Below are 14,995 nucleotides of genomic sequence, written 5' to 3' on the forward strand. Positions count from 1 at the left end.
GGTGGATGCGCTGTTGAGGGTGCGTCAGGGGCGGGCTACCTCTTCCGGGGCCGCGCCGCCTTCCCCGCCCGGGACACCTTCGGACGGCGTTCCGGGCCGGCCGGCCGGGGGACGGCCTGGACGTGGGGCGCGGAGAACTCGCGGTTGGCCATCGTCTGGCGGCGCACGGCGTCGGGCAGGTCCGGCATCGCCAGCAGGGTGTCGCACGCCCGGACGGCGGTCCGGTGGTCGCCGACCCAGTAGGCGCAGATGGAGAACTCGAAGAGCAGGCCCCACCGGTAGACCCACGACCGGGTGAAGAGCAGGTCGTCGGGTTCACTCCTGCCGACGACCGCACTGAGCAGGGCGTACGCGGTGTGGTAGCGGCTCTTCAGGCGCAGTCGTGAGGCCAGTTCGTAGACGGCCTCCAGGCGCGTCGGGCGGGAATTCCAGGCGCGGGAGAACGCGTCCATGGCTCCGGGCCAGTCGTCGGTCTTCTCCGCCCGCAGGATCCCGGCCTCCAGGAGCGAGCAGTAGACCTCCTCGCCCCAGCCGCCGAGCTCGGCACGCCGCTCGTACAGGGCGATCGCCTCGTCCGCGTGGCCCAGGTCGCGTTCAGTGTTGGCGAGATAGAAGACCGTGCGCGCGTTGGTGGGGTCGCGCTCCAACTCGCCCCGCAGCAGGCGCGCGTCGCGCTCGAACTTGTCGCTGCGGCAGCCGCCGTCCGCGTGGTCCTCGATGACGAGCGCGTCCAGGTTCTCCTGCCGGTCGGGGCCGTCGGTGCACGGGTACTCGTGGGTGACGCCCTCGTAGCGCCAGGCCAGGTCGCCCCGCATGAGGTGTTTGAAGCGGTGCTGGGTGCCCGGGGTGTCGTACCGCAGCATGTACGAGTCCGCGGTCAGCCGGGGCAGCGGGGCGTCCTGGCGCATCACGTGGTCGGCGTCGAGGGTGAGCAGGTAGCCGGCCTTGCCGCGGGCGTGCCGGATGTTCAGCGTCCGGTTGTGCCCGAAGTCGACCCAGGGCTCCTCGTGGAGTTCGCCCGGGATGCCGTCGAGCACCTTGCGGATCAGATCCTGCGTGCCGTCGGTCGAGCCGGTGTCGGAGATCACCCAGTGGTCGATGAGGGGCCGTACGGACTCCAGGCAGCGTTCGATCACGCGCGACTCGTCCTTGACGATCATGCACAGGCACAGGGTCTGGTTCGTCACGGGCGTCAACGTGACACAGGCCCGATCTCCGGCCGGCCGTCCCACGCGAGGAATACCCCATCAGAACGCATGGATTAGCCCGATACGTCAATAAACATGAGGTTTATGACCTTATATACCGCTCGAATCACGTCGCCCGGGTCAAGCTCGCCCTCAGGCCCGGGGAGCGCCCGGACCGGTTGACGCAAGGAGCACGTGCATGCGACGCGAATGGGGACCGTACTCCCTCCTCGGGCCGGTGGCCCGACACAGATGCAAGCAGGCCGGCATGGTGGCCTCGCTCGCCGTGATCATGACGGCCGGCGTGATCAGCCCGGCCGCCGCGGCGGCGCGTGGCGTCACCGGCCTGGTACGGGCCGAGGCCCCCGATGCGGGCGGCAAGTGCAAGCCCGCGCACCACAAGCCCCGGGCGACCGAGGCCGCCGGCGGCAAGGACAAGTGCCAGGGGCCCACCGGCCCGCGGGGCCCCAAGGGCGCGACCGGCCCGACGGGACCGACCGGCCCCACGGGAGCCACCGGCGCGACGGGAGCCACCGGCACCGACGGCGGGCCGGGTCCCACGGGGGCCACCGGGCCGTGCGCCGACATCGACGCCTTCCAGGACCAGCAGGTCTACGAGGTCCGTGGCGCGGTGAGCGGCACCGTCACGTACGCGGGCATCCGTGATGTCCGTCCCAACTTCGACCACACCCTGAGGTGGACCGACCTCAGCAACAGGACCGGGTATCCGAACGGCGGCGCGGCCGGCTTCGCCTGCGGCGTCTCGATCAACGAACACAGCCAGGGCAACCAGGACCTGGCGGGCATCAAGATCGACATCCTGACCACCACGGGTCAGGTCTTCGAGATCATCTGCACGGAGAGCCACACCGCGGGCACCGCGGCCACCTTGAGCTGCCCCAACCCCGCACTCCCGACCCTGGCCTGGCAGCCGTTGAACTCCCCGGAGCCGGGGAACAACAACAACCGTCGCCTCTGACGCCGACGGCGGCAGCGCGACAGACGGCCCTGATCCCCCTTCCCATCGGAAGGGGGACCCACTCGACGACGGGCTCAGTGCGCGTGCGCGCTCCCCGTCGGCTGCTTCACCGTCAACGGCAGCAGCTTCTTGCCGGTCGGGCCGATCTGGATGTGGGTGTCCATCGCCGGGCACACCCCGCAGTCGAAGCAGGGCGTCCAGCGGCAGTCCTCGACCTCCGTCTCGTCGAGGGCGTCCTGCCAGTCCTCCCAGAGCCAGTCCTTGTCGAGGCCCGAGTCCAGGTGGTCCCAGGGCAGGACCTCCTCGTAGGACTTCTCGCGGGTCGTGTACCAGTCGACGTCCACGCCGAAGGCGGGCAGCGTCTTGTCGGCGCAGGCCATCCAGCGGTCGTAGGAGAAGTGCTCGCGCCAGCCGTCGAAGCGGCCGCCGTCCTCGTAGACGGCCCGGATGACGGCACCGATACGGCGGTCGCCGCGCGAGAGGAGGCCCTCGACGATGCCCGGCTTGCCGTCGTGGTAGCGGAAGCCGATCGAGCGGCCGTACTTCTTGTCGCCCCGGATCTTGTCCCGCAGCTTCGTCAGGCGCGCGTCGGTCTCCTCGGCGGAGAGCTGCGGCGCCCACTGGAACGGGGTGTGCGGCTTCGGCACGAACCCGCCGATCGACACCGTGCAGCGGATGTCGTTCTGGCCGGAGACCTTGCGGCCCTCGGCGATCACCTTCATCGCCATGTCGGCGATCTGCAGGACGTCCTCGTCCGTCTCCGTCGGCAGACCGCACATGAAGTACAGCTTCACCTGGCGCCAGCCGTTGCCGTACGCGGTGGAGACCGTCCGGATCAGGTCCTCCTCGGAGACCATCTTGTTGATGACCTTGCGCATGCGCTCCGAGCCGCCCTCGGGGGCGAAGGTCAGACCGGACCGGCGGCCGTTGCGGGTCAGCTCGTTCGCCAGGTCCACGTTGAAGGCGTCCACGCGGGTGGAGGGGAGGGACAGGCCGATCTTGTCCTCCTCGTAGCGGTCCGCGAGGCCCTTCGCGACCTCGCCGATCTCGCTGTGGTCGGCGCTCGACAGCGAGAGCAGGCCGACCTCCTCGAACCCGGTCGCCTTCAGGCCCTTCTCGACCATGTCGCCGATACCGGTGATCGACCGCTCGCGCACCGGACGCGTGATCATGCCGGCCTGGCAGAAACGGCAGCCGCGGGTGCAGCCGCGGAAGATCTCCACCGACATCCGCTCGTGCACCGTCTCGGCGAGCGGGACCAGCGGCTGCTTGGGGTAGGGCCACTCGTCGAGGTCCATGACCGTGTGCTTCGACACGCGCCACGGAACGCCCGACTTGTTCGGCACCACACGGGCGATCCGGCCGTCGGGCAGGTACTCCACGTCGTAGAACCGCGGGATGTACACCGCGCCCGTCTTCGCGAGACGGAAGAGGACCTCCTCGCGGCCGCCCGGCCGGCCCTCCGCCTTCCACTCGCGGATGATCTTCGTCATGTCCAGCACGGCCTGCTCGCCGTCGCCGATGACCGCCGCGTCGATGAAGTCGGCGATCGGCTCGGGGTTGAAGGCCGCGTGACCGCCCGCCAGCACGATCGGGTCGTCGAGGCCGCGGTCCTTGGACTCCAGCGGGATACCCGCGAGGTCCAGCGCCGTGAGCATGTTCGTGTAGCCCAGCTCCGTGGAGAAGGACAGTCCGAACACGTCGAAGGCCTTCACCGGGCGGTGGCCGTCCACGGTGAACTGCGGGACCGAGTGCTCCCGCATCAGCGCCTCCAGGTCCGGCCACACGCTGTACGTGCGCTCGGCCAGGACCCCCTCCTGCTCGTTCAGCACCTCGTAGAGGATCATGACGCCCTGGTTGGGCAGCCCGACCTCGTAGGCGTCCGGGTACATGAGCGCCCAGCGGACGTCGCAGGACTCCCAGGGCTTGACGGTGGAGTTGAGCTCGCCGCCCACGTACTGGATCGGCTTCTGCACATGCGGGAGCAAGGCTTCTAGCTGCGGGAAGACCGACTCGACAGACATCGCGGCATTACCTTCGTGAGCTGGCGGGGACAGGGGTGACCATCAAGCGTAACCCGCTCGGCGGACTCCCCCGCCCGCGAAGGTCCCGGCGCTAGACCTCCATCGCCCCCTTGGTCCTCTTCCACTCCGCCGGCATGGCCTCCTCGACCCGCTCCGCGCGCCGCTCCTCACGGGCGTACAGCACGCCGTACGTGAAGGCGCTCTCCCCCGCCGCGTGCGCCACCGCGGACAGCTCCCGCAGGGTGGTGCGGGCCATGACGCTGTCCTGGTGGTCGCCGAGCAGGCTCTGGAGCGACTTCATGGACTTGACCAGCGTCTTGGCCGCGCCGCCGAGGGCCGGGCCGGCCGTCTCGGCCGCGTACCGCGTCCGCTTGGCCTTCTTGCGGGCCTCGTGCAGCGCGAGATCGCGGTCGGTACCCGGTTCCTGCTCCATGGCCTCCTCGACCAGCGCGGACACCTTCCCGAAGTCCTTGCGTACGGCCTTGGCGAGCACCTTGTCCGGCTTCTTGCCGGCCGCCTTCAGCGTCGGCGGGTCGGTGACCACGGCGTCCAGGCTGTCGAGGAGCGTCAGATAGCGCTGGGAGTCGAGTACACCGAGCAGCCGGCGGCGGGACCCGTGCTCCCCGGCCTTGGCCCAGGTGCGCAGCCGGTCGTGGATCGGGCCGGAGACCAGGGTGGACGGCAGTTCGTCGAGGGCCGCGTCCAGCCGCGCGGCCAGCACCTCGTGGTCGCGGCCCACGCCCAGCTCCCCGGCCAGCCATTTCAGTTCGGCGGCGATCGGGTCGGTGACCTCCCGGTCGAGGACCTTGCGGAAGGAGCGGAACGTGCTGCGCAGCCTGCGGGTGGCGACCCGCATGTCGTGGATCGACTCCTCGGCGTCCCGGCGCACGGCCGGGTCCAGCTCCACGATCGCGTCCCGCTGGGCACGGATGTACGCCAGGACGTGATCGCCGGCGGTGACGGGCTCGGCGGGACCCTTGTCCTTCGGCCGCGGGTGCCCGCCCTTCGTCTCCGCCAGCGCCCGCGCCAGCTTCGACGCCGACTTCGACGGCCGTACGCCCGCCTTGCGCAGCCGCTTCTCCACCTTGTCGAGCAGGACCGGATCGCCGCCGTCGGCGAGCTCCACCTCGATCTCGGTCCACTGGGCGCTGCCCTCGCCGCCGAACTTCCGGTCCGCGGTGACGGCGTCCACGCTCGCCTCGGCGAGCAGCCGGCCCTGCGCGTCGACGAGTTCACGGATGTCCCGGCTGGAACGCAGCCGCACCACGGGCACGAGCTGTCCCTCCCGGATGCGGGAGCGGACCAGCCCGGCGAGCTCGTCGGGTACGGCGTCGGAGAGCGGCGCCCTGATCTCGTCCCGGACGCCGGGCCCCACCGGCAGCTTCAGGTGCCAGCCGGCGTCGGCGCCCCCGGTGCGGCGACGCAGGGTGATCGAGGCCGAGGCCAGGCGCAGGTCGGAGGTGTCGTAATAGGTCGCGTCCAGCTCGGTGACGCCCTTGTCGAGAACGGACGCGACCCCGGCGACACCGGTCAGGTCGGGCAGCCCGCTCTCATCGGATTCGTACTTGCGCTCGATCTCGCGTTTCGTCTCCGTCATGAATCGAACCTAGTCGGAGTCGGGCCCGAACGGCAGTGTGCACCGAAGCCGAATCGCGACCCGACCAGGGGAAAACCGGAGGTCTGACGCTGTCCCGCGCCTCCTACGCCGACATGGGCCGCTGCACCCGGATGGACTGGAGCAGCCCCAACGCCACCCACACCGCGAACATCGACGTGCCGCCGTAGGACACGAACGGCAGCGGCAGACCCGTCACCGGCATGATCCCCAGGGTCATCCCGATGTTCTCGAAGGACTGGAAGGCGAACCAGGCCACGATGCCCGCGGCGACGATCGTGCCGTACAGCTCCGTGGTCTCACGCGCTATACGGCTGGCACGCCAGAGGATCACCCCGAGCAGGACGATGATCAGGCCCGCGCCCATGAAGCCCAGTTCCTCGCCCGCGACGGTGAAGACGAAGTCCGTCTGCTGCTCCGGGACGAACTGGCCGGTCGTCTGTGAGCCGTGGAACAGCCCGGCGCCGGTGAGGCCGCCGGAGCCGATCGCGATCCGCGCCTGGTTGGTGTTGTAGCCGACGCCCGCGGGATCGAGGCTGGGGTTGGCGAAGGCGGCGAACCGGGCGATCTGGTAGTCGTCCAGGATGTGCAGCTGCCAGACGGCGATCGCGCCGGCCGCGCCCGCGCCGAGCAGTCCGAAGACCCAGCGGTTGGAGGCGCCGGAGGCCAGCAGCACGCCCAGCACGATCATCACCATGACCATGACGGACCCGAGGTCGGGCATCAGCATCACGATCAGCATGGGGACGGCCGCGAGCCCGAGGGCCTGGAGCACCGTGCGGTGGTCGGGGTAGAGCTTGTCGCCGGCGTCGACCCGCGCCGCGAGCAGCATCGCCATGCCCAGGATGATCGTGATCTTCACGAACTCCGAGGGCTGGAGCGAGAAACCGCCGCCGACCACGATCCAGGAGTGCGCGCCGTTGACCGTCGAGCCCAGCGGTGTCAGCACCGCCAGGATCCCCATGAGCGAGAGGCCGTAGAGGACCGGCACCGCGTTGCGCAGGGTGCGGTGGCCGAGCCAGATCGTGCCGATCATCAGGCACATGCCGATGCCGGTGTTCATCAGGTGCCGGACGAGGAAGTAGTACGGGTCGCCCTGGTTGATCTCGGTGCGGTTGCGGGTCGCCGAGTAGACCAGGAGCGAGCCGATCAGCGACAGGGCGATCGCCGACATCAGTATCGGCCAGTCCAGCCGCCGGGCCAGCGAGTCACGGGCGAAGACCCGGGTCCAGCCGGCCCGCTCGGGCCCGTATCCGGAGACGGAGAAACCGTTCGCGCCGCTCATGTGCACATCCTCCGGCTTCCCCTCTTCCGCCGTCGCCTGCGGGTGTCGCGGTTGGTGCTCGTGTTCTGCTGCACGGTGCCCGCCGGCTGCGTCTCGTCCTGCTCCGGCGCGCCCTGCTGGCTGACGCGCTGCTCCTTCGCCGGGTCCTTGGAGACCTTCGGGGCCTTGATCGTGCCGTCCGCCTGGACCTTCGGCAGGCTGGTCTGCGGGGTGGGCAGCAGGGCGTTCTTCTTGTCGATCTTGCCGTCGTCGGCGACGCCGTACATCGCGTTGTAGATGTGCCGCACGGCCTCACCGGAGGCGCCCGAACCGGTACCGGCCTGAGCGATCGTCATGACGACCGTGTAGTCCTTGCTGTACGTGGCGAGCCAGGACGTCGTCTGCTTGCCGTAGACCTCCGCGGTACCGGTCTTGGCGTGCAGCGGGATCTCCTCCTGCGGCCAGCCGCCGAACTTCCAGGCGGCGGTACCGCGGGTGACCACGCCCTCCAGCGCGGCGTCCATGCCCTTGATCGTCGCCTTGTCGACCGGCAGCTTGCCCTGGACCTTGGGCTTGATCTCCTGGACGGTCTTGCCGTCGGCGCTGACGATCGCCTTGCCGATGGTCGGGGTGTACATCGTGCCGCCGTTGGCGAGCGCCCCGTAGATCACGGCCTCCTGGATCGGCGTGACGAGGGTGTCGCCCTGGCCGATGGAGTAGTTGATCGAGTCGCCCTCGCGCATCTTGTTGCCCTCGAGGCAGTTCTCGTAGGCGATCTTCTCGACGTAACTGCCGTCCTTCTTGCCGTACTTGCACCAGGAGTCCTTGTTGGCCTTCCAGTAGGACTCCTTCCACTGGCGGTCCGGGACCCGGCCGGTGACCTCGTTGGGCAGGTCGATGCCGGTCACCTTGCCCAGACCGAACTGGTGGGCGGCCTTGTAGAAGTAGTCCTTGGGCTCACCCTTCGCCGGGTTGATGCCGCCGTCCTTCTTCCACTCCCGGTCCGCCAGACCGTAGAAGACGGTGTCGCAGGAGACCTCCAGAGCCCGGCCGAGCGAGATGGGGCCGAAGCTCTCGCCCTCGAAGTTCTTGAAGACCTGGCCGCCCACCGAGTACGAGCTGGTGCACGGGTAGCCGCCGTCCCACTCGTAGCCCGCCTCGACCGCGGCGGCCGTGGAGACCACCTTGAAGGTCGAACCAGGCGCGGACTGACCCTGTATGGCCCGGTTCAGCAGCGGGTAGTCGGAGTTCTTCCCGGTGAGCTTCTTGTAGTCCTTGGCGGAGATGCCGCCGACCCAGACGTTGGGGTCGTAGGCCGGGGCGGACGCCATGGCGACGACACGGCCGGTCTTGGCCTCCATCACCACGACCGCTCCGGAGTCGGCCTTGTAGTTCTCGCCGGTGATCTTGTCGAACTGGGTGCGGGCGATCTTCATCGCGTTGTTCAGCTCGTACTCGGCGACCCGCTGGACGCGGGCGTCGATGCTGGTGACGAGGTTGGAGCCGGGCTGGGCCGCGTCCGCCTCGGCCTGGCCGATGACCCGGCCGAGGTTGTCCACCTCGTAGCGGGTGACGCCGGCCTTGCCGCGCAGCTGCTTGTCGTACTGGCGCTCAAGGCCGCTGCGGCCGACCTGGTCGGAACGCAGATAGGGCGAGTCGGTGTCCTGGGCCTTGGTGATCTCGTCGTCCGTCACCGGCGAGAGGTAACCGAGCACCTGGGCGGTGTTGGCGTTCCCGGGGGCCGCGTAACGGCGAACGGCCTCGGGCTCGGCGGTGATGCCGGGGAAGTCCTCGGCGCGCTCGCGGATCTGGAGGGCCTGCTTGGCGGTGGCCTCGTCGGTGATCGGGATCGGCTGGTAGGGCGAGCCGTTCCAGCAGGGCTGGGGGGTCTTCGCGTCGCAGAGCCGGACCTTCTGCTCGACCTCCTCCGCGCTCATGCCGAGGACGCCCGCGAGCTTGGCCAGGACCGCCTTGCCGTCGTCCTTCTGCTTCAGCAGGTCCGTGCGGGAGGCGGAGACCACCAGCCGCGTCTCGTTGTCGGCGAGGGCCACCCCGCGCGCGTCCAGGATCGAGCCGCGCACGGCGGGCTCGACGACCTGCTGGACGTGGTTGCCGGAGGCCTCCTTGGCGTACTCCGCGCCCTCCCGGATCTGGAGGTACCACAGGCGGCCGCCGAGGGTGCCGAGCAGGGAGAGGACGAGGATCTGGATCACGACGAGCCTGATCTGGACCCGTGGGGTCCGACCGGTCTCGGGAATGTTGGTCACTGCGGTGCCTCCCCCTCTCCGCACGCGGAGTCGGCGCGCGAACAGGTGCGCGCTGACGAATGATGAACGATCAGCCTGTGAGGGCTCGTTCCGCCGGAAGCTCCCCGTTCGGGTGATCCTTCGACTGGCGCGCTCCGCGCCCGGGCGCCCGCGCTCACAGCCGCTTGACCCCCTTGATCCGGCCGGCGCGCGCCCCGCGCGAGCGGGCCGCCTTCAGCTTCAGCCCGTTGCGCTGCCCGCCGATCCTGAGACCCGTCCCGGAGGAGAGCCAGCCCGAGGAGATGTCCGGGCTCTTCGCGGCGGAGTTGGTCTCCGCGAGCGGGTCGTTGTCGGCGCGGCGCGCCAGGAACATGACCGCGGGGACGATGAACGGGGCCAGCAGCAGGTCGTACAGGCCGGCCGTGAACAGCAGCCCGGTGAGGCCGACATGGCGGGCGGCGGTGTCACCGACGAGGGCGCCCACCCCGGCGTACAGCAGGGTGGAGCCGATCGCGGCCCCGACGACCACGACCATCGGGCCGGTGGCCGACTTGATCTGCCCGCTCTCGGGCTTGACGAGCCCGGCGAGGTAGCCGATCACACACAGCACGAGGGCGTACCGCCCGGCGGCGTGGTCGGCGGGCGGCGCGAGGTCGGCGAGCAGACCGGCGCCGAAGCCGATGAGGGCACCGCCGACATGGCCGTAGACCATGGCGAGGCCCAGCACGGTGAGCAGGAGGAGGTCGGGGACGGCGCCGGGGAGGTGGAGGCGGGCGAGGACGCTCACCTGGATCACCAGGGCGACGACGACCAGCGGGACGGAGAGCAGGATCCGGTTGACGCGCATGGGGATTGTCAGCTCCTACTGCTGCTGGCCGTCTACGGGTGCGTTCGCGTTCGGAGTGACCGTCACGGTCACCGTCGGCGTGGGGACCGGTTTGGGCTTCGAGGGGAGCACGGTGTCGCGCGGATCCTTCTTCGGAGCCTCGACGACCACGCCCACGATGTCGAGCTGGGTGAAGCTGACGTACGGCGTGACGTAGAGGGTGCGGGTGAGGTCGCCGCCGGAGGGGTCGACGCGGGAGACGACGCCGACGGGGACGCCGGGTACGAAGGGCTTGTCGGCCTGCGAGCCGAAGGTGACCAGCCGGTCGCCCTTCTTCACCTCGGCCTTGCCGTTGAGGAGTTCGACGCGCAGCGGCCGGTCGCCCTGTCCGGAGGCGAAGCCCAGCTCGTCGGACGCCTCCATCCGGGTGCCGACGGTGAAGTCGGGGTCGCTGGCCAGGAGGACGGTCGCGGTGTCGGGCCCGACGGTGGTGACCCGCCCGACCAGACCGTCCCCGTTGAGGACCGTCATGTCGCGCTTGACGCCGTCGTTCGCGCCGACGTCGATGGTGATGGTCCAGGAGAAGCCCTGGGCCGCTCCTATCGCGATGACCTCGGCGCCCTTGATGCCGTACTGGCCCGTGCCGGCGATCTTCAGCATCTTGTCGAGCTGCGCCAGCCGGCTGCGGTTGCGGTCGTCGCTGCCGAGCTTCGCCTTGAGAGCCGCGTTCTCCTTCTCCAGGTCGGTGAGCCGGTCATGGCGTTCACCGGAGTCCCGGACGGCGGACACGGCGTTGCCGACGGGGTCCACCGCCGACGACACGCCGTTCTCGATCGGACCGAAGGCCGCGGCCGCGGCCTGCCGGGCACCGTCGACCGGGGAGTCCTCCCCACCCCGGATGTCCACCGTGATCAGCGCGAACGCTACGGCGATCAGCAGCACCAGGAGCAGCCGGCTCTCTCGTGTGTCCCTCACGTGCGGCGGCCGTGCCCTTCCTCGAGAAAAAACCAAGAACAGGAATCAGGAAGCAGGATCTGGAATTGGGGTAGCCCCGGGCCAAGATGACCAAGGGCGCTTTGTGGGAGCTTATGCCTCGATATCAACGATCCGCCGCACGAGAGGAGATCATCCCGTACGGCGGAATCGAAGCGTTACGTCATCTGCGGGGCGCGGCGTCCAGGACCTGCTGGAGCGCCTCGAACTCCTCGACGCACTTTCCGGAGCCGAGCGCCACGCTGTCCAGCGGGTCCTCGGCGATGTGGATGGGCATGCCGGTCTCCCGGCGCAGCCGCTCGTCCAGACCGCGCAGCAGGGCTCCGCCGCCGGTCAGAACGATTCCTCGGTCCATGATGTCGCCGGACAGCTCCGGCGGGCACTTGTCGAGCGTGGTCTTCACGGCGTCGACGATCGCGTTGACGGGTTCCTCGATCGCCTTGCGCACCTCGGCGGCGGAGATGACCACGGTCTTGGGCAGCCCGGACACGAGATCCCGGCCGCGGATTTCGGTGTGCTGGTCGTCGTCGAGGTCGTAGGCCGAACCGATCGTGATCTTGATCTGTTCGGCCGTCCGCTCACCGAGGAGGAGGCTGTACTCCTTCTTGATGTGCTGGATGATCGCGTTGTCCAGTTCATCGCCCGCGACGCGGATGGACTGGGCGGTGACGATGCCGCCGAGCGAGATGACCGCGACCTCCGTGGTGCCGCCGCCGATGTCCACCACCATGTTGCCCGTGGCCTCGTGGACCGGCAGGCCGGAACCGATGGCCGCGGCCATGGGCTCCTCGATGATGTGCACCTGACGGGCGCCGGCCTGGGTCGACGCCTCGATGACGGCGCGGCGCTCGACACCCGTGATGCCCGAGGGCACACAGACGACGACCCGCGGACGAGCCAGATACCGCCGCTTGTGGATCTTCAGGATGAAGTAGCGGAGCATCCGCTCGGTGATCTCGAAGTCGGCGATCACGCCGTCCTTCAGCGGACGCACGGCAACGATGTTGCCGGGGGTGCGCCCGATCATCTTCTTCGCTTCGGCGCCGACCGCGAGGATGCCACCGGTGTTGGTGTTGATCGCGACGACGGACGGCTCGTTGAGTACGATCCCGCGACCCCTGACGTACACCAGCGTGTTGGCGGTCCCGAGGTCGACAGCCATGTCACGGCCGATGAACGACATTGAGTTCCCCATCAGGATTCGACTGGCCTTCCATGAGCTTTGAGGGCTTATCAGGTCGGCGAGGTGGGTGCTGTGACGTGAAGGCTTCCATCGTAAACGCGCCTGCACGAACACTGCGGAGCGGTCTCCGCCATTGTTTGCAGATGCTGTGAGGGTTCGCTTCTGGAGACGGGCGTTCGGGGGCTCACGTTCCCTCGATCGCCCGCTTCAGACCGCTCCGGACGCCGTCGGATCAGGCTCGACCGGGGAAGAAGATCTTCACCTCACGCGCGGCGGACTCCTCGGAGTCGGAGGCGTGGATCAGGTTCTCGCGAACGATCACACCGTAGTCGCCGCGGATGGAACCGGGGGCCGCGGCGATCGGGTCGGTCGGACCCGCGAGCGCGCGCACGCCCTCGATGACCCGGTCGCCCTCGACGATCAGCGCGACGACCGGACCGGAGGCCATGAACTCCACCAGCGGCTCGTAGAAGGGCTTGCCCTTGTGCTCGCCGTAGTGCTGCTCCAGCGTGTCCTGGTCCAGGGTGCGCAGCTCCAGCGCGGTGATCTGCCAGCCGGCCTTACGTTCGATACGGCTGATGATCTCGCCGGTCAGGCCACGACGGACGGCGTCGGGCTTGAGCAGGACGAGGGTGCGCTGGCTCACGAGGTGACTCCTTCTACGGCCGGTGTGTTTCTCATGCCGGTGTGTGCGGTGGGATGAGGTTACAGGGCGTGTCCCGGCACCTGTTACGCAGCGTCAGCGGTATCCGGAGAGGCTGCGTCGGCCTGTGCCGCGAAGCGCGCCTTCGCCTCGTCGACCTTCCGCCCGAAGTGCACGGACGCCCACCACAGGGCCGCGAAGAGCACCCCCAGGAAGAACATGATCGGGACGAAGAAGCCGGACGCGACGAGGGCGATCTGGAGCGCCCAGCCGAGGGCGACGCCCCCGGGCCGGGTGACCATGCCGCACAGCAGCACGCTGAGGAACATGGCGATGCCGCACACCGTCCACACCGTGGCGGTGGACAGGTCGCCGTCCTTCATGGCGACCAGACCGGCAAAGCCGATGACGAAGAACTCGCCGATCAGAGTCGAGGAGCAGAGCGTACGCATGGGGGACCTCAGCCCTTTCCGAGAAGCAGCCGGGCCTCGCCGACCGTGATGACGGAACCGGTGACCAGCACCGCGCCGCCCGCGAACTCGCCCTCCTCCTCGGCGAGCGTGACCGCCGCCTCCAGAGCGTCGGGCAGCCTCGGCTCGACCTGGACGCGGTCGTCGCCGAACACCTCGACGGCGATCGCGGCCAGTTCGTCGGCGTCCATCGCGCGATGGCTGGAGTTCTGGGTGACGACGACCTCCGCGAAGATCGGCTCGAAGGCCTCCAGCAGCCCCCGCACGTTCTTGTCGCCGCTGGCCCCGACCACACCGATCAGCCGGCTGAAGTCGAAGGCCTCGCCGACGGCCTCGGCGGTGGCCCGCGCGCCGGCCGGATTGTGGGCGGCGTCGAGGACCACGGTCGGGGAACGCCGTACGACTTCGAGGCGGCCCGGCGAGGAGACGGCCGCGAAGGCCTTGCGGACCGTGTCGATGTCGAGCGGCTCGGGTCGCTGGGAGCCGACGCCGAAGAACGCCTCCACGGCGGCGAGCGCCACGGCCGCGTTGTGCGCCTGGTAGGGGCCGTGCAGGGGCAGGTACACCTCGGGGTACTCGCCGCCCAGGCCGCGCAGGGTGACCATCTGTCCGCCGACGGCGACCTGGCGGGCGACGACCCCGAACTCCAGCCCCTCCCGGGCCACGGTCGCGTCGACCTCGACGGCCTTCTTCAGCAGCACCTGGGCCGCGTCGACGGGCTGCTGGGCCAGGATGACGGTGGCGTCCGGCTTGATGATCCCGCTCTTCTCGGCGGCGATCTCGGCGGTCGTCTCCCCGAGCCGGTCGGTGTGGTCCAGGTCGATGGGCGTCACGACGGCGACGTCACCGTCGATCACGTTGGTCGCGTCCCACGAGCCGCCCATCCCCACCTCCACGACGGCGACGTCGACCGGCGCGTCCGAGAAGGCGGCGTACGCCATGCCGGTGAGCACCTCGAAGAAGGACAGCCGGTACTCCTGCATGCCGTCGACCATCTCGACGTACGCCTTGATGTCCTCGTACGTCTCGATGAACCGCTCGGCGGAGATCGGCGCGCCGTCCAGGCTGATCCGCTCGGTGATCGACTGGACGTGCGGGGAGGTGTACCGGCCCGTGCGCAGGTCGAAGGCGCCCAGCAGGGCCTCGACCATGCGGGCGGTGGAGGTCTTGCCGTTGGTCCCGGTGATGTGGATCGACGGGTACGACCGCTGCGGGTCCCCCAGCACGTCCATCAGCGCGGCGATGCGGTCGACGGAGGGCTCCAGCTTGGTCTCGCCCCAGCGGGTGGCCAGCTCCGCCTCGACCTCGCGCAGGGCCTTGTCGACCTCGGGGTCCTCGGGACGCGTGGGCACATCGGCCTGCGGCGCGCCGCCCTGGGTGCGGAGGGTGCGGCTGCCGGCTTCGATGACCGCGAGATCGGGGTCGCGGTCGGTCTCCTCCGCGATGATCTCGTCGAAGGGATCGAGGGGGTCGGGCAGGTCGTCTTGGTTGCCGTTCGGGGGGAGCTCGCTCACGGGGCCAGTCTACGGACGGCCGGTGACAGACGTGGGCGAAGGCCCCCGGAA

The 14,995-nt window shown here is 69.5% G+C and carries 12 protein-coding genes; 1 reads left to right on the forward strand and 11 read right to left on the reverse strand.

Annotation, left to right across the window (positions count from 1 at the left end):
- Positions 1-35: 35 nt before the first annotated feature.
- The gene (locus tag ASD48_RS04860) at positions 36-1,187 is read right to left on the reverse strand and encodes a glycosyltransferase (RefSeq protein WP_057600070.1); all 1,152 of its coding nucleotides are present in this window, start codon (positions 1,185-1,187) and stop codon (positions 36-38) included.
- Positions 1,188-1,386: 199 nt separating this feature from the next.
- Between ASD48_RS04860 and ASD48_RS44120 the strand changes: the two genes are divergently transcribed.
- Positions 1,387-2,166, forward strand: coding sequence for a hypothetical protein (locus ASD48_RS44120; RefSeq protein ID WP_057600071.1), 780 nt, complete (start codon positions 1,387-1,389; stop codon positions 2,164-2,166).
- A gap of 74 nt (positions 2,167-2,240) precedes the next feature.
- Here ASD48_RS44120 and ASD48_RS04870 read toward each other — a convergent pair whose 3' ends face one another.
- From ASD48_RS04870 to ASD48_RS04915, 10 genes are all read right to left on the reverse strand, one after another.
- The gene (locus ASD48_RS04870) at positions 2,241-4,190 is read right to left on the reverse strand and encodes a TIGR03960 family B12-binding radical SAM protein (RefSeq protein ID WP_057600072.1); all 1,950 of its coding nucleotides are present in this window, start codon (positions 4,188-4,190) and stop codon (positions 2,241-2,243) included.
- A gap of 91 nt (positions 4,191-4,281) precedes the next feature.
- Positions 4,282-5,787: a CYTH and CHAD domain-containing protein gene (locus ASD48_RS04875; RefSeq protein ID WP_057600073.1), complete on the reverse strand. Its 1,506-nt coding sequence runs from the start codon at positions 5,785-5,787 to the stop codon at positions 4,282-4,284.
- Positions 5,788-5,890: 103 nt separating this feature from the next.
- Positions 5,891-7,090, reverse strand: coding sequence for a rod shape-determining protein RodA (gene rodA / locus ASD48_RS04880; protein WP_057600074.1), 1,200 nt, complete (start codon positions 7,088-7,090; stop codon positions 5,891-5,893).
- Positions 7,087-9,336, reverse strand: coding sequence for a penicillin-binding protein 2 (gene mrdA / locus ASD48_RS04885; protein ID WP_057600075.1), 2,250 nt, complete (start codon positions 9,334-9,336; stop codon positions 7,087-7,089). Before mrdA ends, rodA begins: the two co-directional genes overlap by 4 nt.
- 154 nt (positions 9,337-9,490) lie before the next feature.
- Complete coding sequence (gene mreD / locus ASD48_RS04890; RefSeq protein ID WP_057600076.1) at positions 9,491-10,162, reverse strand: rod shape-determining protein MreD; 672 nt, start codon at positions 10,160-10,162, stop codon at positions 9,491-9,493.
- Between the two features lie 15 nt (positions 10,163-10,177).
- Entirely contained in the window at positions 10,178-11,116 is a 939-nt protein-coding gene (mreC, locus tag ASD48_RS04895; protein ID WP_057600077.1) for a rod shape-determining protein MreC, read from the reverse strand.
- A gap of 181 nt (positions 11,117-11,297) precedes the next feature.
- The gene (locus tag ASD48_RS04900) at positions 11,298-12,317 is read right to left on the reverse strand and encodes a rod shape-determining protein (protein ID WP_020127820.1); all 1,020 of its coding nucleotides are present in this window, start codon (positions 12,315-12,317) and stop codon (positions 11,298-11,300) included.
- A gap of 232 nt (positions 12,318-12,549) precedes the next feature.
- A complete protein-coding gene (ndk, locus tag ASD48_RS04905; RefSeq protein WP_057600078.1) occupies positions 12,550-12,963 on the reverse strand; it encodes a nucleoside-diphosphate kinase in 414 nt (137 codons plus the stop codon).
- 83 nt (positions 12,964-13,046) lie between these two features.
- Complete coding sequence (locus ASD48_RS04910; RefSeq protein WP_057600079.1) at positions 13,047-13,412, reverse strand: DUF4233 domain-containing protein; 366 nt, start codon at positions 13,410-13,412, stop codon at positions 13,047-13,049.
- 8 nt (positions 13,413-13,420) lie between these two features.
- Positions 13,421-14,944 (reverse strand): folylpolyglutamate synthase/dihydrofolate synthase family protein, encoded by a 1,524-nt coding sequence (locus tag ASD48_RS04915; RefSeq protein ID WP_057600080.1) that lies wholly within the window; start codon positions 14,942-14,944, stop codon positions 13,421-13,423.
- Positions 14,945-14,995 lie beyond the last annotated feature (51 nt).

It is taken from the genome of Streptomyces sp. Root1310 (assembly GCF_001426425.1).
Classification (GTDB): Bacteria; Actinomycetota; Actinomycetes; order Streptomycetales; family Streptomycetaceae; genus Streptomyces.

Bases quoted from the DNA above. Each gene is read 5' to 3' on its own strand.
- ASD48_RS44120 (WP_057600071.1), top strand. From the start codon at position 1,387: ATGCGACGCGAATGGGGACCGTACTCCCTCCTCGGGCCGGTGGCCCGA.
- ASD48_RS04870 (WP_057600072.1), bottom strand. From the start codon at position 4,190: ATGTCTGTCGAGTCGGTCTTCCCGCAGCTAGAAGCCTTGCTCCCGCAT.
- ASD48_RS04875 (WP_057600073.1), bottom strand. From the start codon at position 5,787: ATGACGGAGACGAAACGCGAGATCGAGCGCAAGTACGAATCCGATGAG.
- rodA (WP_057600074.1), bottom strand. From the start codon at position 7,090: ATGAGCGGCGCGAACGGTTTCTCCGTCTCCGGATACGGGCCCGAGCGG.
- mreD (WP_057600076.1), bottom strand. From the start codon at position 10,162: ATGCGCGTCAACCGGATCCTGCTCTCCGTCCCGCTGGTCGTCGTCGCC.
- ASD48_RS04900 (WP_020127820.1), bottom strand. From the start codon at position 12,317: ATGTCGTTCATCGGCCGTGACATGGCTGTCGACCTCGGGACCGCCAAC.
- ASD48_RS04910 (WP_057600079.1), bottom strand. From the start codon at position 13,412: ATGCGTACGCTCTGCTCCTCGACTCTGATCGGCGAGTTCTTCGTCATC.